The organism is Pelomonas sp. Root1444, assembly GCF_001426885.1.
GTDB lineage: Bacteria > Pseudomonadota > Gammaproteobacteria > Burkholderiales > Burkholderiaceae_C > Pelomonas.
This window is the reverse complement of sequence record NZ_LMFP01000027.1, coordinates 151,789-170,676: the sequence shown is the minus strand read 5'-3', so window position 1 is coordinate 170,676 and position 18,888 is coordinate 151,789. Positions and strand designations below refer to the sequence as shown.

The window sequence follows — 18,888 nt, the reverse complement described above, 5'->3', positions numbered from 1 at the left end:
ATGATCATGGGGGTCTTGCGAGGGGGCGAATGCTATCATCCGACCCCGTCGAAGCGCCCGTCAAAGGCGCTTTTCTTTAGCCAAATCAAAGGCTTACGCGCCTGTCTTCATGCGGCTGAACTCGATCAAGCTCGCCGGCTTCAAGTCCTTCGCCGAACCCACCACCTTCCAGCTGCCCGGGCAGCTCGTCGGCGTGGTCGGGCCCAACGGCTGCGGCAAGTCCAACATCATGGACGCCGTGCGCTGGGTGCTGGGCGAGAGCAAGGCCAGCGAGCTGCGCGGCGAGTCCATGCAGGACGTCATCTTCAACGGCTCGGGCAACCGCAAGCCGGCAGGGCGCTCCAGCGTGGAGCTGGTGTTCGACAACCAGTCCGCCCGGGCCGGCGGGCCGTGGAACCAGTTCACCGAGATCGCCGTCAAGCGCGTGCTGACGCGCGACGGCACCAGCAGCTACTTCATCAACAACCAGCCGGTGCGCCGACGCGACGTGCAGGACGTGTTCCTCGGCACCGGCCTGGGGCCAAGGGCCTACGCCATCATCGGCCAGGGCACCATCTCTCGCATCATCGAGAGCAAGCCGGAAGAGCTGCGCCTGTTCCTCGAAGAAGCGGCCGGGGTGTCCAAGTACAAGGAACGTCGTCGCGAGACCGAGAACCGGCTCAAGGACACGCGCGAGAACCTGACCCGCGTCGACGACATCCTGCGCGAGCTGAACGCCAACCTGGAGAAGCTGGAGCGCCAGGCCGAGGTGGCGGCGAGCTATCGCAGCCTGCAGGACGCCGGCACGCTGAAGCTGCACCAGCTGTGGTTCCTGAAGCTGCGCGACGCCGGCAACGAGGCCACCCGCGTGAAGGCCGCGCACGCCGAGGCGCTGACGGCACTGGAAGCGCGCACCGCCGAGCTGCGCGCCGTCGAGGCCGAGCTGGAGGAGGTGCGCCAGCAGCACTATGCGGCGGGCGACGAGCTGCATGCTTCACAAGGCCGTTATGCCGAAGCCCAGCTGGAAGTGAGCCGGCTGGAGGAGCGCATCCGCTTCGTCGTCGAAAGCCGCAACCGCGCGCAGCAGCGCCTGGCCGAGCTGCATGCCCAGGACCAACAGTGGCGCGAGCGTGTCGAGCAGGCCAAGGCCGAGCTGGAAGGCATTGCCGAGCAGATCGCCGGTGCCGACGAGCAGAGCGAGATCCTCGCCGCCCAGGCGGAGGAGCAGCAGGCGCAGCTGCCGCAGACCGAGGACGCATTGCGCGCCGCTCAGGCGCGCGCCAACGAGCAACGCACGCTGGTCACGCAGGTGCAGCAGCAGATCCAGGTGCTGGCGGCCGAGAGCCGCAGCGTGGACGAGCAGGCGAGGGCGCTGCGCCAACGCGAGGACCGGCTGACGGCCGAATCGCGTGCGCTGGGTGCGCCGGACCACGACGCGCTGGAGGCGCTGAAGGCCCGCAGCGCGGAGGCCGACGAGGCGCGTGATCTGTCGGATGCGCGCCTGCACGAGCTGGCCGAGCAACTGCCGCAGCTCGAAGAACAGCGCCGCAACGCGCAACAAGACGCCAATGCCCAGCTCGCCCGGCAGTCCGAGCTGACGGCGCGGTTGGAAGCGCTGAAGGCCTTGCAGGAGAAGGTGCAGACCGAGGGCAAATTGAAGCCCTGGCTGGCCAAGCATGGCCTCGACGGGCTGCAGGGCCTGTGGACGCGGTTGCACATCCAGCAAGGCTGGGAGAACGCGCTGGAAGCCGCGCTGCGCGAACGCATGGGCGCGCTCAGCGTGGGCCGGCTCGACACCGTGCGTGCCTTCGAGGCCGATGCACCGCCGGCCCGGCTGGCCTTCTATTCGACGCCGGCCGCCGCGATCGCCAACACGCACGAGACACTGCCCAAGCTGACCGCGCTGCTGCGCCTGGACGACGCGGGCCTGGCGGCGCTGCTGAACGACTGGCTGGAAGGCGTCTACACGGCGCCCACGCTGGACGAGGCGCTGGCCGCGCGCGGCAAGCTGACGCATGGCGAGCTGATCCTGACGCCGGCGGGCCACGCGGTGGGCCAGTTCTCTGTCACCTTCTACGCACCCGACTCGGAGCAGGCCGGCCTGCTGGCCCGCGCCCAGGAGATCGAGCAGCTGACGACCGCACAGCGCGCGCAGAACCTGATCGCCGACGAAGCCCGCCTGGCGCTCAGCCGCATCGAGCACCAGTTCAACGACGCCAACGGGCGGCTCACGACACTGCGCCGCGAGGCCAGCGAAGCGCAGACGCGCGCCCACCAGATCCACGTCGAGCTGCTGCGCCTGACACAGCAGGCCGAGGCCAGCCAGCAGCGCCGCAGTGCGCTGGACGCCGAGCTGGCCGAGATCGCCGCGCAGCAAGAGGGCTTGCAGGAGCGCCGCGCCGTCGGCGAGGCGCGCTTCGAGGAGCTGGACATCCAGCTGGGCGACGCGCAGCAGCGCCATGCCGAGCTGGAGGACGGCACCATCGCCGCCGAACGCAAGCTGGCCGATGCCCGCGAGCAGCTGCGGGCGCTGGAACGCCGCGCGCAGGAGGCGCGCTTCGCCACGCAGACGCTGGCGGCCCGCCGCGGTGAGCTGCAGCGTGGCATCGAAACCGCCCAGGCCCAGATCGCGACTGTGGCCACGTCCGCCGCCAGCCTGCAGACCGAACTGGACGGCTTCAACGATGCCGCGGCGCAAGCCGGCCTGCAGGACGCGCTGGCGCTGAAGGTCGAGCGTGAAGGGCAGCTCGCCGCCGTGCGCGCCAGCTACGACGACCTGTCGCTGCGCCTGCGCAAGGCCGACGAGCAGCGGCTGACCTTCGAGCGCAGCCTGGACCCGTTGCGCGAGGCCATCACCAAGCTGCAGCTGGAAGAGCAGGCGGCCCAACTCGGCGGCGCGCAGTACCGCGAGCAGCTCGAAGCGGCGGCGGTGGACCTGGAAGTGCTGGCCAAGTCCATCGAGGACGGCGCCGTCAAGCTCTACGGCCTGCAGGGCGAGATCGACCGCATCAACCGCGAGATCGCCGCGCTCGGCGCCGTCAACCTGGCCGCGCTGGACGAGCTGACCGCCGCCCGCGAACGCAAGACCTTCCTCGACTCGCAGTGCGCCGACCTCAACTCGGCCATCAAGACGCTGGAAGACGCCATCCACAAGATTGACCTGGAGACGCGCGACCTGCTGGGTTCGACCTTCAACCAGGTCAACGACCATTTCGGCCGCATGTTCCCCGAGCTCTTCGGCGGCGGTGAGGCGCGCCTCGTCATGACGGGCGACGAGATCCTCGATGCCGGTGTGCAGGTGATGGCCCAGCCGCCGGGCAAGAAGAACAGCACCATCCACCTGCTGTCGGGCGGCGAGAAGGCGCTGACCGCCATCGCGCTGGTGTTCGCGATCTTCCAGCTCAACCCGGCGCCGTTCTGCCTGCTCGACGAGGTGGACGCGCCGCTGGACGATGCCAACACCGAACGCTATGCACGGCTGGTGACCAAGATGAGCGCCGGCACGCAATTCCTCTTCATCTCGCACAACAAGATTGCGATGGAAATGGCTGAACAACTGATTGGGGTGACGATGCAGGAGCAGGGCGTCTCGCGCATCGTCGCGGTCGACATGGACAAGGCCCTGGCCATGGCGGAGGCGGCATGACGCTCAGCCTCACGACGCTGCTCGCCATCCTCGGCGGCCTGGTGCTGGCGGCCGTCATTGCCCATGGCGCCTGGACGGCGCGCAAGGCCGGCCCCAAGCGCGCGGTGCTGCCGCCGGAGGAACCCCATTTCGATGCCCCGGCGCCGGTTCTCGGCGACGACCCTGCCGCGGCGGCCGACGCGCTGGAGGCGACCCTCCCGGCCGTCGCCCGCCCGCCCCGCCGGCCATCCTCGCGGGTCGACGCGCTGATCGACGCCATCGCCACCATCACCGTCGAGACGCCCGCCTCGGGCGAGATGGCGCTGCAGCACCAGCCGGGCAGCCGCCGCGCCGGCACCAAGCCGTTCCAGATCGAAGGCCTGAACGCCCAGACGGGCGAGTGGGAGCTGCCCACGCCCGGGCAGCGCTACAGCGAGTTCCAGGCCGGCGTGAAGATGGCCAACCGCAGCGGCGCCCTCAACGAGATCGAGTACTCGGAGTTCGTGCAGAAGATCCAGGCGTTTGCCGATGGCATCGGCGGCTTCGTGCAGTTCCCCGACATGCTCGACGTCGTCGCCCGCGCCCGCGAGCTGGACCAGTTCGCCGCCAGCCACGACGCCCAGCTGGCGCTGCTGCTGCGCGCCAAGGCCGCCGCCTGGACGCCCGGCTTCGTGCAGCAGGCCGCCGGCCGTCACGGCTTCGTGGCGGGCGCGCTGCCGGGCCGCCTCGTCATGCCGTCCGGCGAGGAGGGCGCACCGCCGGTGCTGACGCTGCAGTTCGACGCCCAGGCCGCGCTGGCCGAAGACCCCGAGGCGCTGTCGCTGCGGGAGCTGACGTTGTCGCTGGACGTGCCCCAGACGCCGTCGGACCAGGAGCCCTTCGCGCTCTGGCAGGAGTCGGCCCGCGCGCTGGCTCGCGACCTGGAAGCCGAGGTCTGCGACGACCGCGGGCAGGTGCTGGGCCTGCATGCCTTCGCCGCCATCGACGTGGAGCTGAAGAAGCTGTACCAGGCACTGGCGGAACGCGACCTGGCGGCCGGCTCGCCGGCGGCGCGAAGGCTCTTCAGCTGATGACGACATCGCTGCTGCTGATCAGCCTGCTGATCCTCGGCAGCGCCTTCTTCTCGATGGCCGAGTTGTCGCTGGCCGCGTCGCGCCGGCTCAACCTGCAGCAGCGCGCCGATTCGGGCGACGCCCGCGCGGCCCAGGTGCTGGCCGTGCAGGAGCACCCGGGCGACTACTTCACCGTCGTGCAGATCGGCGTCAACACCGTCGCCATCCTGGCCGGCATCGTCGGCGAGGGCGCCTTCACGCCTCATTTCGAGGGCCTGCTGCGCCTGGTGGTGGCACCCGAGCCGGCGGCGACGCTGGGCTTCGCGGCCTCCTTCATCAGCATCACGTCGCTGTTCATCGTGCTGGCCGACCTGGTGCCCAAGCGCCTGTCGATGAACGAGCCCGAGCGCGTCGCGATGGCGCTGGTCGGGCCGATGCTGCTGCTGTGCCGCCTGCTCAAGCCGCTGGCCTGGCTGTTCAGCAGCATCACCGAGGGCCTGATCCGCGTGCTGGGCCTGCCGGCCAAGCGCGACGAGACCATCAGCCACCGCGACATCCTGGCGCTGACCGAGGCCGGCTACCAGGCCGGCGTCGTGGCCGACGAGGAGCAGCAGGTCATCGCCAACGTGTTCGAACTGGACACCCGCACCGTCGAGACGGTGATGACCAACCGCGAGCGCATCGTGTTCTTCTCGCGCGACGACGACGACGCGCTGATCCGCAACCGCATCGCCGACACGCCGCATTCGACCTACCTGATCTGCGACGGTGACATCGACCAGGTCGTCGGCTACGTCGACGCGACCGACCTGTTCCAGCGCGTGCTGCGCGACGAGCCGCTGTCCCTGCGCGCGGACGGCGGCGTGCTGGTCAAGAAGGTGCTCATCGTGCCGGACCGGCTGACGCTGTCCGAGATGCTGATGCAGTTCCGCGAGGCCCATGAAGACTTCGCCGTCATCGTCAACGAGTACAGCCGCGTGGTCGGCATCATCACGCTGAACGACGTGATGAGCACCGTGATGGGCAGCCTGATCGCCTCGCATGACGAGGAGCAGATCGTGCGGCGCGAGGACGGCTCGTTCCTGGCCGACGGCGTCACGCCCATCCCAGACGTGGAGCGCGCGCTGGGCATCGACGACTGGCCGCATGCCGGCACTTACGACACGCTGGCGGGTTTCCTGATGGTGATGCTGCGGCGCATCCCGCGCCGCACCGACGTGGTCGAGTGGAAGGGCTGGCGTTTCGAGGTGGTCGACGTGGACAGCCACCGCGTCGACCAGGTCATGATCACGGGAAGGGGCGACGCGCCGTCGGCTTGATCGGCGTCAATGGGGCCCGGCCGGCGCGCCTGCAGCATGCGCGCCAACGATGCTCGCCCCGTTCAACCTTCCCCAGTTCCTGCGCAGCCAGCCGCTGTTCACCGACGTGGACGACGCGGCGCTGGAGCGGCTGGCCAGCGCCTGCCGGCTGCGCCGCTTCGACCGCGGCGAGCCGGTGCTGTGGGCCGGTCAGCCCTGCGACGCGTTCTTCATCGTCGCGCGCGGGCAGGTGCGGCTCTACATGACGGCACCCAACGGCAACGAGAAGGTCATCGAGCTGGTCGGCCCCGGCCGCAGCTTCGCAGAGGCGCTGGTCTTCCTGCAGTGCCCGTGTCCGATCAACGCCCAGGCGCTGACCGACGTGCTGCTGCTGGAGGTGCCGCGCCAGGCTGTGCTGCACGAGCTGCAGTGCGACACCGGCTTTGCCTTGCGGATGCTGTCGGGCATGTCGCGGCGCGTGCACGGCCTGGTGCAGGACGTGCAGGCCAGCGCGCTGCAGTCGGGCCTGCAGCGCATCGTCGGCTACCTGCTGCGCGACGTGGACCCGGACCAGCCCGGCCCCGCTCTCATCAGCCTGCCCGCTGCCAAGGCCACGGTGGCCTCGCTGCTGTCGCTCACGCCCGAGTACTTCTCGCGCGTGCTGCACGAGCTGGAGGCAGCCGGGCTGCTGCAGGTCGAGCGGCGCGACATCCGGCTGCCCGACCCGGCCGCACTGGCCCGCCATGCGGCGGGCCAGTGCTGACGGCCCAGCTACAGCGCCAGCACCCAGTCCAGCGCCGCCTTCAGGTCGGCATCGCTGATCTTGTCCGGCCCGTTGGCGGGCATCGGGATGGGGCCCCAGACGCCTTTGCCGCCCTTGCGGACCTTGTCGGCCAGTTGAACGGCAGCTTCCTTCTGGCCGCGGTACTTGGCCGCGATCTCCTTGAACGCCGGCCCCACCAGCTTCTTGTCCTGGGCGTGGCAGGCCACGCAGCCGGCCTTGTTCAAGGCCTCGTCGGGCCCGGCGTGGGCCGGCAGCGTGGTGGCGGCGGCCAACAGGCCGGCGAGCAGCAGGGTGATCCTGGTCTTGCGCATGACGTGCCTCCTCAGTAGATGTCGTGCTGGGTGTTGTTGACGTTGAAGTGGCCGGTCGGCGTGATGAGGCGCGGGTCCTTGATGACCGCCTTGAGCTTGAGCGTCTTGTCGTCGACGACCACCAGCGCCGATTGCTTGTCCTTGGCCGACCAGACCGAGAACCAGACCTCGTCGCCCGCCTTGTTGAACTCGGGCTGCACGACGCGCTTGGCGCCGTCGTCGCTGAGCCCCGCCCACTGCGCGATGGGCAGCACCGTGTAGCCCTTGTCCAGCGCCTTCACGTCGAAGACCGCCACGGACTGGGCGACGGCCGGGTCGGGGTTGAGCGGCGTGTCCACGTACAAGTGCTGGCTCTTCGGGTGGCTCTTCAGGAACAGCGAGCCGCCGCCCTGGCCCTTCAGCGTGGCGACGACCTTGAAGGCCTGCGCGCGGTGCTTGACGGGGTCCGTGCCGATCAGCGAGATGGTGTCGTCGCCCAGGTGGCCGGTGCTCCAGACCGGGCCGAACTGCGGGTGCACGAAGTTGGCGCCGCGGCCCGGGTGGGGAATCTTGCCGACGTCGATCAGCCGTGCCAGCTTGCCCTCCTTCAGGTCCACGGCAGCGATCTTGTTGCTCTGGTTGGCCGCCACCATGAAGTAGCGGTGCGAGGAGTCCAGGCCGCCGTCGTGCAGGAAGCGCGCCGTGCCGATCTCGGTGATCTTGAGCGCATCCACGTCGCGGTAGTCGACCAGCAGCGTCTTGCCGGTCTCCTTCACGTTGACGACGAACTCCGGCTTGTAGTGGCTGGCCACGATGGAGGCCACGCGCGGCTCGGGGTGGTACTCCTGTTTGTCGACGGTGTTGCCGCGCGTGGAGACGATCTTCAGCGGCTCCAGCGTGTCGCCCTTCATGATCGTGAACTGCGGCGGCCAGTAGCTGCCGGCGATCGCCAGCTTGTCCTCGAAGCCCTTGAACTTGCTCGTGTCCACCGAACGCGCCTCCAGGCCGACGCGGATCTCGGCCACGTTGTCGGGCTTGGCCATCCACAGGTCGATCATGTTGATCTTGGCGTCGCGCCCGATCACGTACAGGTAGCGGCCCGATGCCGAGGTGCGCGAGATGTGCACCGCGTAGCCGGTCTTGACGATGTTGATGATCTGCTTGGTGTCGCCGTCGATCAGCGCCACCTCGCCGGTGTCGCGCAGCGTCGTGCTGAAGATGTTGTCGACGTTGTAGGCGTTCTCCTTCTTCTTCGGCCGAGCCTCGGGCGGCACGATGACCTTCCAGGTCGCCTTCATGTCGGCCAGCGAGAACTCGGGCGGTGTCGGCGGCTCATGCTGGATGTAGCGGGCCATCACGTCGACCTCCTGCTCGGACAGCTCGCCGCTGGTCTGCCAGTTGGGCATGCCGGCCGGGCTGCCGTAGGCGATGAAGACCTTCAGGTAGTCGGTGCCCTTGGCCGTCGTGAGGTCGGGCGTCAGCGGCTTACCGGTCGCGCCCTTGCGCAGCACGCCGTGGCAGCCGGCGCAGCGTTCGAAATAGATCTTGCGGGCGACGTCGAATTCGGCCTGCGTCATCGGCGGCGCCTTGGGGTTGCGGCTGTCCACCATGGGCACATTGGCCAGCGGCGACGGCCCGGCGTGGTACTTCACGTCGGCTGGCGTGAGTTCCTTCAGTTCCTTCTTGCCGCCGTCGACAGGGGCCTGCGCCGGCGCGGCCAGCGGCCAGGCGAACAGCAGGGTGGCGGCCATCAGGGCAACGCGGGGGAGGGTGGTTCTCATGTCTTCTCCTGGCAGTGGTGCGATGGCCCATGCTCGGAGCGGCGGAGCGCGCATTCCTTGAACCGGTTCAAGTTTTTCCGCGTGACTGGCGTGGGTTTGATGTCGATCAAGGTCCTCCCACAGCCGGTCCGCGGGATTGCCCCTCGTCAAAGCGCCGCCCCCGCGGTGCTGTGACGCTGCAGGCCATGAACAAGAACCACTCATCCCTTCCCCGCCCGACGGCACTGGCTGCCGCCGCCCTGCTGGCCATTGGCGGTCCCGCCGCAGCGGCGCCGAACGAGCTGCCCCGGGTCGTCGTCAGCGCGACCCGGCATGCCATGGCGCTGGTGGATGCGCCGGCCGCCATCACCGTCGTCGACGCCGAGGCGCTCGCCGAGCGCGGCACCGACAACCTGCTGCAGGCACTGCGCATCGAGCCGGGCGTGGCCGCCTTCGGCCGCCCGACCGGCGGGCGCAAGGCGCTGTCGCTGCGCGGCATGGACCCGCGCCACGTGCTGGTGCTGGTGGACGGCCAGCGCATCTCGGCCAGCGACGGGCTGGTCGGCTCATCCGACTTCCAGCTCGACTGGACCGGCGCCGTCGACATCGCCCGCATCGAGGTCGTGCGCGGCCCGATGTCCGTGCTCTACGGCGCGGAGGCGCTGGGCGGCGTCATCAACGTCATCACCACGCCGCTGGACGGACAGCTGCAGGCGCGCGCCTTCGTCGAGGGCCGCAGCGGCCAGGGCGGCGGCGACGGCCACCGCCTGGCGGCGGCGCTGCGCGGCGGCTTCGGGCCGGCGCTGGACTTCGGCCTGGCCCTCAGCGATGCGCGGCGCGAATCCACGCCCGGCTTGGCCGACGCGCGCATCACCGCCGTCGAGGGGCGCCAACCGCGCGAGGCGGCGCTGAAGCTGCGCTGGCGCGCCGCACCGGGCCACAGCATCGGTGTCGACAGCCGTCACGGCGACGAGCAGCGCTGGCTGGACGCCCGCGAGCGCTCCGGCGCCAAGCGCTACCACCAGAGCCTGCACCACCTCGTGCGCGACCAACACGCCCTGCAGTGGCAGGCCGACTGGGGCGTCGGCCGCGAGACGCTGTTGCGCGTCTATCAGAACCGGCTCGCCGTCAGCAACGTCAAGACCCAGGGCGTGGCTTCGTTGCGGCCCAACACGGTGACGGACCGCGTGGTGGAGGGGCAGGCCAGCCTGCCCGTTGGCGCCACGCACTTGTGGACGACCGGCTTCGAGCTGCGCGACGAACGGCTGGACAACGCCGGCCTGCCTGGCGGCCGCGCCAGCGCGACGCATGGCGGCGTCTACCTGCAGGACGAGGCGCGCCTCACGCCCGCATTCAGCCTGACGGCCGGCGCCCGCGCCGACCACGCCAGCCGCTTCGGCACCGAGCTGAGCCCGCGCCTCTACGCGGTCTGGAAGCCGGCCGCCGGCTGGGTCGTCAAGGGCGGCGTGGGCCACGGCTTCAAGGCGCCGACGCTCAAGCAGATCGAGCCCGGCTACCGCGAGGACGAGGGCCCCAACACCTACGTCGGCCAGGCCGGGCTCAAGCCGGAGACCAACGACAGCGTCGAGGCCACGCTGGCCTGGGACACCACGCCGGCCGGCGCGTCGCTGACGGCCTACCGCAACCGCGTCCGCCATCTGATCGTGCCGGTGCTGCTCAGCGGCACGCCGGCCAGCGGCGTCTACCAGTTCCGCAACATCGACGCGGCCGTGCTGCAGGGGCTGGAAGCCGCGGCCGGCTGGCGCGGCGGCGGTTGGACGCTGCAGGCCCAGGCCGGGCTGCTGCGCGCGCATGACGACCATGGCGCGCCGCTGGAGAAACGCGCCCGCCGCAGCCTGGGCCTGCGCGCCGACTGGCAGCAGGGACGCTGGCGCGCCGGCGGCGACGTGACCGTGCAGAGCGGCCTGCGGCTGGCCTCCGCCGTGGCCGGCCGGCCGCCGCAGGCCGTGCCCACGCTGACCCTCGTCAACCTGCACGCCAGCGCCGCGCTGGGCCACGGGCTGACGCTGCGCGCCGGCATCGACAACGCGACGAACCCGCGCCTGGCGGCCAAGTCGCCGCTGTTCTCCTACGAGGAGCTGCCGCGCAGCCTGCGCGTCGGCCTGGAGGCGCGCTGGTAGGGCGGCTGTCGACGTTCGGGCGGGCCGGTCCAGACGAGACAATGCCCGCATGAACGCCGCCCCCGCCACTGACGTCGAGCAGCGCGCCGCCGAGTTGCGCGCCCAGCTCAACCACCACGCCCACCTCTACTACGTGCTCGACGCGCCGGAACTGCCCGACGCCGAGTACGACAAGCTGTTCCAGGAGCTGCAGGCCATCGAAGCGGCGCACCCCGAGCTGCTGACCGCCGATTCGCCCACCCAGCGCGTCATCGGCGCGGTGCTGCCGGGGCTGACACCGGTGCGCCACGTCGTGCCCATGCTGTCGATCACGACGGAGACGGACACGACCGAGGGCGGCGCGATCGCCTTTGATGCGCGGGTGCGCCGCGAGCTCGGGCTGAAGGAAGGTGACCCGCCCGTCGACTACAACGCCGAGCTGAAGTTCGACGGCCTGGCGATCAACCTGCGCTACGAGGACGGCGTGCTGGTGCAGGCCGCCACGCGCGGCGACGGCGAGACCGGTGAAGACGTGACGCACAACGTGCGCACCATCGGCCAGATTCCGCTGCGCCTCAAGGGCGATGCGCCGCCGGTGCTGGAGGTGCGCGGCGAGGTCTACATGCGCCGCGACGCCTTCGAGGCGCTGAACGAGCGCCAGCGCGCCAAGGGCGAGCGCACCTTCGTCAACCCGCGCAACACGGCCGCGGGCGCCATCCGCCAGCTCGACTCGCGCCAGGCACGCGACAAGCCGCTGAGCTTCTATGCCTACGGCCTGGGCGAGGTGCAGGGCTGGGCGCTGCCGGCCACGCAGTCGGGGCTGCTCGATGCGCTGGCCGGCTTGGGCGTGCCGGTGAACGACTTGCGCGAAGTCGCCGCAGGCACGGCCGGCCTCGTCGCCTTCCATCAGCGCGTGGCGGCGGCGCGCGACGGGCTTCCGTTCGACATCGACGGCGTCGTCTACAAGGTCAACAGCCGCGAACTGCAGCTCAAGCTCGGCTTCAAGACCCGCGAGCCGCGCTGGGCGGTGGCGCACAAGTACCCGGCGCAGGAGCAGGTCACGACGCTGCTGGCCATCGACGTGCAGGTCGGCCGCACCGGCAAGCTGACGCCGGTGGCGCGGCTGGAGCCGGTGTTCGTCGGCGGCACGACGGTGTCCAACGCGACGCTGCACAACGTGTTCGAGATGCGCCGCAAGGGCGTGCGCGTGGGCGACAAGGTCGTCATCCGCCGCGCGGGCGACGTGATCCCCGAGGTGGTGGGCCGCGTGCCCGGCGAGCGCGCCAGCTACGTGCCCAACTTCCACATGCCGCGCGAATGCCCCGTCTGCAAGAGCGAGGCGGCGCGCGAGAAGGGCAGCATCGAGTACCGCTGCACCGGCGGCGTGTTCTGCCCCGCACAGCGCAAGCAGGCGCTGCTGCATTTCGCCGGCCGCCGCGCGATGGACATCGAGGGCCTGGGCGACAAGCTCGTCGAGCAGCTCGTCGACGCCGGCATCGTGCAGAGCCTGCCAGGCCTGTACAAGCTCGGCGTCGCCAAGCTCGCGGCGCTGGACCGCATGGCCGACAAGAGCGCGCAGAACATCGTCGATGCGCTGGAGAAGAGCAAGGCGCCGACGCTGGCGCGCTTCCTGTTCTCGCTGGGCATCCGCCAGGTCGGCGAGACGACGGCGAAGGACCTGGCGCGCCACTTCGGCACGCTGGACAAGCTGATGAACGCCAGCGTGGAACAGCTGCTGGAAGTGCCCGACGTGGGCCCCATCGTGGCGGCCAGCATCCACACTTTCTTCTCGCAGCCGCACAACCGCGAGGTCGTCGAGCAGCTGCTGGCCGCAGGTGTGCAGCCCAAGGAAAGCGCGGGCGAGGCCGATGACCGGCCGCGGCCGCTGCTGGGCAAGACGCTGGTGCTGACGGGCACGCTGCCGACGCTGTCCCGTGACGAGGCGCAAGCCCTCATCGAGGAGGCCGGCGGCAAGGTCAGCGGCTCGGTGTCGAAGAAGACGAACTACGTCGTCGCCGGCGAGGAGGCCGGCAGCAAGCTGGAGAAGGCCCGCACGCTGGGCATCACCGTGCTTGATGAAGCCGGCCTGCGCGCCTTGCTCGGCACGGACGCCTGAGTGGCGCCCGGTCGCCTTACTCGCTGACCTGGACGAGCCGACCGTTGAGCGGCTGCACTGGCCGGGCGTTCATCGCGTAGACGCGGCCGAAGCGGGCGATCTGTTCTGCCGAGACCTGCGTCGGCGTCTTCAGCACGAACCAGCTCACCTCCTCGCTGCAGGGCGGGGTGGTCAGCGAGCCGGCGAAGCTGTAGTAGGCGCGGTTGTCGGGCAGCAGGGCGTTCAGGTCGATGCCGATGCCGGGGACTGCGGACTCTTTTTCCTTGGCCTTGGGCAGGTTGTCGAACACGGCCTGGACCAGCGGGTGCCGGGCACCCTTGTCCATCAGCACCGCCACCACGGCCAGCTTGCCGTCCTCGCTCTTGTGAACGAGATGAGCCACGAGCGGATAGGCCTTGCCGTTGAGCCGCTCCTCGCTGGGCTTGTGGAAGTGGAATTGCAGCAGGTCGTAACGCTTGTCGCCCACGGTGATGGAACTGCCCGGCGCGATGTTGACCTGGACCGTGTGGCCGTTGTCGATGATCTTCAGCGGCGTGGGCTTGTAGTCGAAGCTGATCGCGGGCAGGGCGGCGGCGTGAACGTCCGCCGTGCGGATGTCGATGGGCGACTGGGTGTGGCCGAGCGCGCAGGTGCCGAACTTCTCGTCGATGCTGGACCACTTGGCGGGGCCGGTCGCGCCGCTGTAGGTCCAGTGAGCGGGGTGCGCTGCGTGGTGGGCGGCGGCCGTCTCGGCGCTGAACGCGGCGGCCGGCAGCAAGGCCGCCGCAACTGTCACAACGGTGAGGGCAAGCGCGTGGAGTGAATGGGACTTCTTCATGGTGCTTCCTTTGAGGGAGATCCACCGCCATGGGACGCGGCGGTTGCTTGGCTCCGCCGGCAGTTTCGATCGAAGCGGGGCGTCGTGGCCGGCACAAGCCGTCGGCTGGCTGTCGTCGGCGGGCAGCGGCGACTTGGCGGGTTTCTACAAGACGCAGGCAGGGCGTTTGCCGAAACTGGCTGCACCGATCCACCCCACCAGGAGCCGCCATGAACGCCGCCATCCGCCCCTTCCGCGTCGACATCCCGCAAGCCGACATCGACGACCTGCAGCAGCGCTTGCGCCGGACGCGCTGGCCACATGCGTTGACCGAGGACTGGAGCCGCGGCCAGCCGGTCGCCTTCATCCGCGAACTGGCCGACCAATGGCTGAACGACTTCGATTGGCGCCAGCAGGAGGCGACGCTGAACCGCCATCCGCAGTTCACAACCGAGATCGACGGCCAGACGATCCACTTCCTGCACGTGCGCTCGCCCGAGCCGCACGCGTTGCCGCTGCTGCTGACGCACGGCTGGCCCAGCACGGTGGCCGAGTTCCTCGACGTCATCGGGCCGTTGAGCGATCCGCGTTCGCACGGCCTCGACCCCGCCGTGGCTTTCCACCTCGTCATCCCGTCGCTGCCGGGCTTCGCGTTCTCGTCGCCGCTGGCCGGATCGGGGTGGGACGCCGCACGCATGGCCGCCGCCTGGGACAGGTTGATGAAGCGCTTCGGCTACGAGCGCTATGGCGCCCAGGGTGGCGACGTGGGGGCGCTGGTCACCCGCGAACTCGGCATCCTGAACCCACCGGGGCTGGTGGGCGTGCACCTGCAGCAGGTCTTCGCCTTCCCCAGCGGTGCGCCGGGTGAGATGGAGAAGCTGTCGCCGTTCGAGCAGGCCGGCATGGCCAGCCTCGAACGCTTCCAGAAGCACAACGGCTATGTCGAGATCCAGTCCAAGCGACCGGCGACGCTGGGCTTCAGCCTGGTCGATTCGCCGGCCGGGCTGCTGGCCTGGAACGCCGAGCTGTTCTTCGGCTTCGAAGGCGAGGCCGCCAGGACGATGGACCGCGAGCGCTTCCTGACGCACCTGTCGATCTACTGGTTCACCGCCACGGGCGGCCAGGCGGCGGAGTCGTATTTGGAGAATGCCCGCACCGGCGCCGGCTACCGCGAGCTGCCCAACGCGGCACCCACGGCGGTGGCGTCCTTCCCGAACGACTTCCGTTCCGTGCGCGCCTTCGTCGAGCGCTCGCACAGCCGCATCGTGCAGTGGACCGAAATGCCCGAGGGCGGCCACTTCGCCGCGACGGACGCGCCCGACTTGCTGGTCGAGGACATCCGCAAGTTCTTCCAGCGCCTGAGCTGAGCCGTACGATGGGCGGATGCCTTCGGACATCCGCCGCCAGACGCGCCCGGCCGATTCGCCGTCGGCGGCGCGCTTCATCGCCCGCATCGACCAGGTGGACTACGCCGCCTCGACGGTGGACGTGGCCCGGCCGGACGGCACCTGGGACCTGGTGTTCCGCCACGGGCGCGATGGCCTGATGGTGCTGCAGACCGGGCAGACCGACCACGTCGTGCACCTGCCCATCGAAGCCGGCGACCGCTACTTCTGCATTGCCTTCCGCCCGGAGGTCTACATGCCGCAGCGGCCCGGCGCCCGCATGACCAACCGCGGCCACGTGCACGCGCTGGCCGGGCGGCGCGACTGCGTCATCGACGGCCAGCGGTTGGAGCTGCCGACCTTCGACAACGCCGAGCATTTCGTCCTGGCGCTTGCGCGGCATGGCCTGCTGGAAGTGGACGGCCTGCTGCGGCGTGCGGCCGAAAGCGGCTGGCGCAACCTGGACGACCGCAGCCTGCAGCGCCATAGCGCCCACGTGACCGGCCTGAGCCCCAAGAAGCTGCAGCAGATCGTGCGTGCCGACGTGGCCGCCCGGCTGCTGCAGCAAGGGGTGCGGCCGGCGGAGGTGGCGGTCGAACTGGGCTACAGCGACCAGGCCCACCTCTCGCACTCGCTGCGCCGCATCCTGGGCGCGACGCCCGGGCAGCTCCGGCCCGCAGACGCCTGAGGGGGTGGGCGGCAATCAGCCCTTGCGGGCCGGCGCGGCATGCGGCGCAAGGACGCCCTTCGCGTGGGCCCACTGCGGCACCGTCTCGAACAGGTGATCGATGAAGGCCCGCGTCTTGGCCGGCATCAGCCGCCTGCTGGCGGTCAGCAGGTGTACCGGCAGCGGCTCGTAGCGCCATTCCGGCAGTACCGGCACCAGCGTGCCGGCCTCCACGTCCGAAGCCACCATGCCGAAGGGGAAGCTGCCGATGCCGCCGCCCGCGCGCGTCAGTGACAGCACCAGGCCGATGGAGTTGGCCTCCAGCGGGCCGCGCATCTGCACGTCGGCGGTCTGCTTGCCGTTCTGCAGCGTCTTGTACATCCCCTTGGCCTGGCTGAGCATGACGAAATCATGCTCGGCCAGGTCGGCCGGCGTCTGCGGTGCGGGCCGTGCCTGCAGGTAAACGGGGCTGGCGTACAGGCCGCGCTCCAGCAGCATGTATTGGCGGGCGACCAGGTCGGGCTCGTCCACGGGGCCCATGCGCACGGCCACGTCGTAGGGCTCGTTGAAGAGGTCCACGCGCCGCGGCGTCGTGTCGATCTCCAGCTCCACCTTGGGGTAGCGGCGGACGAAGCGGGCGAAGCTGTCCGCCAGCACCAGCATGGCGAACTCGGCCGGCACCGACACTCGCAGCCGGCCCTGGGGCGTAGCCTCGCGAGAGGCCAGCCAGTGGCGCGTCTCGGCGATGTCGTCGTCATGCCGCGCCGCGCGCTCCGCGAGCTGCTCGCCCAGCTCCGTCAACGTCATCCGGCTGGCGCCGGGCACGAAGAGGCGGGCGCCCACCGACGTCTCCAGCGCCGTGAGGCGCCGGCTCAGCGTGGCTTTTGGCAGGTCCAGCTGGCGGGACGCCTCGGACAGCGATCCCGCCTTGTGGATCTGGGCCAGCAGGAGCAGGTCGTCGATTTTCATGGTGCCGTTCATCTCGCTGGATCTCGATTTATTTCGTTTCGTTTCCGGAACGATGCGTTTGAGTTTTGCATCTATTCGCCGGAAATGGAACTCTCTACAGTCCGCCGCACCATGTCAACCGCGCGCCTCCTCCCACCTCAGCGGCACCGCATCGGTGCCGGCTTCCAGGCCGATGGCTGGCGCGAGCCGCCGGCGCTGCTCGACCCGTTCATCATGGTCGACCACTTCCGCATGAGCGAGCCGGTGTTCGCGCCGCACCCGCATGCCGGCTTCTCGGCGGTGACCTACCTCTTCGACGACTCGGCCACCGGCCTGGTCAGTCGCGATTCGCTGGGCGGCGAGCATGCGGTCCCGCCGGGCGGCCTGCACTGGACGTTGGCCGGCCGTGGCGTCATGCACGATGAATTTCCGGCCGAGGCCGGCCGCGAGGCGCACGGCCTGCAGATCTTCGTCAACCTGCCGGCCGACCAGAAGCTGCGCGCGCCCGCCGTCATGCGGCTGGCGCCCGAGCGGATGCCGCACCGCGCCGGCATGGGCTGGCGGGCCGTGCAGGTGTTCGGCGGCCGTGCCGAACTCGTGCTGCCCTCGCCGGTGGCGCTGTCCATCGTCGACATCGACGCCGGCGCCGCGTTCGAGCTGGACATGGCCGACGGCGAGCAAGGCTTCGCCATCGTCATCCACGGGCACGGCCAGGTCGAGCACATGGCCGGCCTGCCGTTGTCGGCGGGCCGCGCACTCAGCCTGCCGGAAGGCGGCGCCGCGCGCATCGTCGCCGACGGCCCGCTGCGCCTGGCGTGCTTCAGCGGCCACCCGTTGCGCGAGGCGCTGGTGCGCCACGGCCCCTTCGCGATGAGCGACGAGGGCCAGGTCGTGGCCGCGCTGCAGCGCTTCCAGACCGGCGGCATGGGCCGCCTCAGCCCCAGAACCACCACCCGAATCTCTGATCCCAAGGAACCAAAACAATGAACGCACCGCAAGACACCGTCGCCCCCAAGCCCGCCAAAAGTGGCCCGCCCGTCCCGCTGATCGTCATCGGCGCGCTGCTGCTCATCGGCGGCATCGGGCTGGGCGGGCGCATGTGGTGGCGCAGCCAGCATCTCGTCGAGACGGACAACGCCTTCGTCGCCGGCCGCCTGCACCCGGTCGCCACCCGGGTCGCCGGTGTCGTCACCGAGATGCACATGCAGGACAACGCGGTCGTCAAGGCCGGCGACGTGCTGCTTCGGCTGGACCCTGCCGACGCGACCGTGCAGATCGAACGCCTGAAGGCCCAGATCGCGCAGGCCGACGCCGCCATCGCGACGACGGCCGCGCAGATCGCCCAGGCCAAGGCCCAGGCGGCCGTCGCGAACTCGCAGGTGGCCCAGGCCGAGAGCGTGCTGGCCCGCACCGAGCTGGAGGCCAAGCGCAGCCAGGCGCTGTTCGGCGCGGAGCTGCGCGCGACTTCCAAGCAGGAGCTGGACGCGGCGCTCGCCGCCCGCGACGTGGCCCGTGCCGACCTGGCTGCCAGGAAGGCCAGCGCCGATGCCGCCAAGGAGGCCGTCGTGGCTGCCGAGAGTGCGCGCCAGTCCGCCGCCGCGCAGAAGGGCGCCACGCTGGCGCAGCTCAAGGATGCGCAGAACCAGCTCGGCTACGTGGAGCTGCGCGCGTCCAGCGACGGCCGCATCGGCAAGCGCACGGTGGAGGTCGGCCAGCGCGTGCAGCCGGGCCAACAGCTCGCCGCCATCGTCGAGCCCGAGACCTGGATCGTCGCCAACTTCAAGGAGACCCAGCTCGCGCGCATGAAGCCTGGCCAGAAGGTGCACGTCAAGGTCGACGCCTTCCCCGGCCATGACCTGCTGGCCCACGTCGACAGCTTCGCCCCCGCCTCGGGCGCCAGCTTCGCGCTGCTGCCGCCGGACAACGCGACCGGCAACTTCACGAAGATCGTGCAGCGCGTGCCGGTCAAGGTCGTCTTCGAGCCCGAGAGCCTTCAACGCCTGGGCGAGGCCGCGACGCGCATCGTGCCGGGCCTGTCGGTGCAGGTTGAAGTAGAGCTCTGACCCGA

The 18,888-nt window shown here is 70.2% G+C and carries 14 protein-coding genes; 10 read left to right on the top strand and 4 right to left on the bottom strand.

The features are described 5' to 3' along the window. Nucleotides 1–109: 109 nt before the first annotated feature. From smc to ASD35_RS17715, 4 genes are read left to right on the top strand one after another with little or no spacing between them, the layout of a single operon-like run. Nucleotides 110–3,625, top strand: coding sequence for a chromosome segregation protein SMC (gene smc, locus ASD35_RS17730; protein ID WP_056876293.1), 3,516 nt, complete (start codon nucleotides 110–112; stop codon nucleotides 3,623–3,625). Continuing rightward, nucleotides 3,622–4,674 carry a cell division protein ZipA C-terminal FtsZ-binding domain-containing protein gene (locus ASD35_RS17725; RefSeq protein WP_056876292.1) on the top strand — a complete coding sequence of 351 codons (1,053 nt, stop codon included), beginning with the start codon at nucleotides 3,622–3,624 and terminating at the stop codon, nucleotides 4,672–4,674. Before smc ends, ASD35_RS17725 begins: the two co-directional genes overlap by 4 nt. After that, the gene (locus ASD35_RS17720; protein ID WP_056876291.1) at nucleotides 4,674–5,975 is read left to right on the top strand and encodes a hemolysin family protein; all 1,302 of its coding nucleotides are present in this window, start codon (nucleotides 4,674–4,676) and stop codon (nucleotides 5,973–5,975) included. Before ASD35_RS17725 ends, ASD35_RS17720 begins: the two co-directional genes overlap by 1 nt. Nucleotides 5,976–6,024: 49 nt before the next feature. After that, entirely contained in the window at nucleotides 6,025–6,717 is a 693-nt protein-coding gene (locus ASD35_RS17715; RefSeq protein WP_056876290.1) for a Crp/Fnr family transcriptional regulator, read from the top strand. 8 nt (nucleotides 6,718–6,725) lie between these two features. Here the strand turns inward: ASD35_RS17715 and ASD35_RS17710 are convergent, their stop codons facing one another. Both ASD35_RS17710 and ASD35_RS17705 read right to left on the bottom strand, forming a co-directional pair. Beyond that, nucleotides 6,726–7,049 carry a c-type cytochrome gene (locus ASD35_RS17710; RefSeq protein WP_056876289.1) on the bottom strand — a complete coding sequence of 108 codons (324 nt, stop codon included), beginning with the start codon at nucleotides 7,047–7,049 and terminating at the stop codon, nucleotides 6,726–6,728. Nucleotides 7,050–7,060: 11 nt separating this feature from the next. Next, on the bottom strand, nucleotides 7,061–8,809 hold the full coding sequence (locus ASD35_RS17705) for a nitrite reductase (protein WP_056876288.1): 1,749 nt from the start codon (nucleotides 8,807–8,809) through the stop codon (nucleotides 7,061–7,063). A gap of 185 nt (nucleotides 8,810–8,994) precedes the next feature. Here ASD35_RS17705 and ASD35_RS17700 point away from each other — a divergent pair, with 185 nt between their 5' ends. After that, nucleotides 8,995–10,929: a TonB-dependent siderophore receptor gene (locus ASD35_RS17700; protein ID WP_162254487.1), complete on the top strand. Its 1,935-nt coding sequence runs from the start codon at nucleotides 8,995–8,997 to the stop codon at nucleotides 10,927–10,929. A 49-nt stretch (nucleotides 10,930–10,978) separates the two neighbouring features. Continuing rightward, the gene (gene ligA, locus ASD35_RS17695) at nucleotides 10,979–13,024 is read left to right on the top strand and encodes an NAD-dependent DNA ligase LigA (RefSeq protein WP_056876286.1); all 2,046 of its coding nucleotides are present in this window, start codon (nucleotides 10,979–10,981) and stop codon (nucleotides 13,022–13,024) included. A gap of 16 nt (nucleotides 13,025–13,040) precedes the next feature. Here the strand turns inward: ligA and ASD35_RS17690 are convergent, their stop codons facing one another. Beyond that, complete coding sequence (locus tag ASD35_RS17690; protein WP_056876285.1) at nucleotides 13,041–13,841, bottom strand: carbonic anhydrase; 801 nt, start codon at nucleotides 13,839–13,841, stop codon at nucleotides 13,041–13,043. Between the two features lie 209 nt (nucleotides 13,842–14,050). On the opposite strand from ASD35_RS17690, the gene ASD35_RS17685 reads away from it, so the two are divergent. Next, nucleotides 14,051–15,187 carry an epoxide hydrolase family protein gene (locus ASD35_RS17685; RefSeq protein ID WP_056876284.1) on the top strand — a complete coding sequence of 379 codons (1,137 nt, stop codon included), beginning with the start codon at nucleotides 14,051–14,053 and terminating at the stop codon, nucleotides 15,185–15,187. Nucleotides 15,188–15,203: 16 nt separating this feature from the next. Beyond that, entirely contained in the window at nucleotides 15,204–15,893 is a 690-nt protein-coding gene (locus ASD35_RS17680) for a helix-turn-helix domain-containing protein (RefSeq protein ID WP_056876283.1), read from the top strand. 15 nt (nucleotides 15,894–15,908) lie between these two features. Here the strand turns inward: ASD35_RS17680 and ASD35_RS17675 are convergent, their stop codons facing one another. Further along, complete coding sequence (locus ASD35_RS17675; protein WP_162254486.1) at nucleotides 15,909–16,841, bottom strand: LysR family transcriptional regulator; 933 nt, start codon at nucleotides 16,839–16,841, stop codon at nucleotides 15,909–15,911. A 111-nt stretch (nucleotides 16,842–16,952) separates the two neighbouring features. Between ASD35_RS17675 and ASD35_RS17670 the strand changes: the two genes are divergently transcribed. Both ASD35_RS17670 and ASD35_RS17665 read left to right on the top strand, forming a co-directional pair. Next, complete coding sequence (locus tag ASD35_RS17670) at nucleotides 16,953–17,807, top strand: pirin family protein (RefSeq protein WP_056876281.1); 855 nt, start codon at nucleotides 16,953–16,955, stop codon at nucleotides 17,805–17,807. Further along, nucleotides 17,804–18,883: an HlyD family secretion protein gene (locus tag ASD35_RS17665; protein WP_056876280.1), complete on the top strand. Its 1,080-nt coding sequence runs from the start codon at nucleotides 17,804–17,806 to the stop codon at nucleotides 18,881–18,883. The genes ASD35_RS17670 and ASD35_RS17665 overlap by 4 nt, the downstream gene beginning before the upstream one ends. The last annotated feature ends 5 nt before the right edge of the window (nucleotides 18,884–18,888 follow it).

Coding starts and splice junctions, on each gene's coding strand:
- ASD35_RS17725 (WP_056876292.1), top strand. CDS start 3,622: ATGACGCTCAGCCTCACGACGCTGCTCGCCATCCTCGGCGGCCTGGTG.
- smc (WP_056876293.1), top strand. CDS start 110: ATGCGGCTGAACTCGATCAAGCTCGCCGGCTTCAAGTCCTTCGCCGAA.
- ASD35_RS17715 (WP_056876290.1), top strand. CDS start 6,025: ATGCTCGCCCCGTTCAACCTTCCCCAGTTCCTGCGCAGCCAGCCGCTG.
- ASD35_RS17720 (WP_056876291.1), top strand. CDS start 4,674: ATGACGACATCGCTGCTGCTGATCAGCCTGCTGATCCTCGGCAGCGCC.
- ASD35_RS17675 (WP_162254486.1), bottom strand. CDS start 16,841: ATGAAAATCGACGACCTGCTCCTGCTGGCCCAGATCCACAAGGCGGGA.
- ASD35_RS17665 (WP_056876280.1), top strand. CDS start 17,804: ATGAACGCACCGCAAGACACCGTCGCCCCCAAGCCCGCCAAAAGTGGC.
- ASD35_RS17710 (WP_056876289.1), bottom strand. CDS start 7,049: ATGCGCAAGACCAGGATCACCCTGCTGCTCGCCGGCCTGTTGGCCGCC.
- ASD35_RS17685 (WP_056876284.1), top strand. CDS start 14,051: ATGAACGCCGCCATCCGCCCCTTCCGCGTCGACATCCCGCAAGCCGAC.
- ASD35_RS17670 (WP_056876281.1), top strand. CDS start 16,953: ATGTCAACCGCGCGCCTCCTCCCACCTCAGCGGCACCGCATCGGTGCC.
- ligA (WP_056876286.1), top strand. CDS start 10,979: ATGAACGCCGCCCCCGCCACTGACGTCGAGCAGCGCGCCGCCGAGTTG.
- ASD35_RS17680 (WP_056876283.1), top strand. CDS start 15,204: ATGCCTTCGGACATCCGCCGCCAGACGCGCCCGGCCGATTCGCCGTCG.
- ASD35_RS17700 (WP_162254487.1), top strand. CDS start 8,995: ATGAACAAGAACCACTCATCCCTTCCCCGCCCGACGGCACTGGCTGCC.
- ASD35_RS17690 (WP_056876285.1), bottom strand. CDS start 13,841: ATGAAGAAGTCCCATTCACTCCACGCGCTTGCCCTCACCGTTGTGACA.
- ASD35_RS17705 (WP_056876288.1), bottom strand. CDS start 8,809: ATGAGAACCACCCTCCCCCGCGTTGCCCTGATGGCCGCCACCCTGCTG.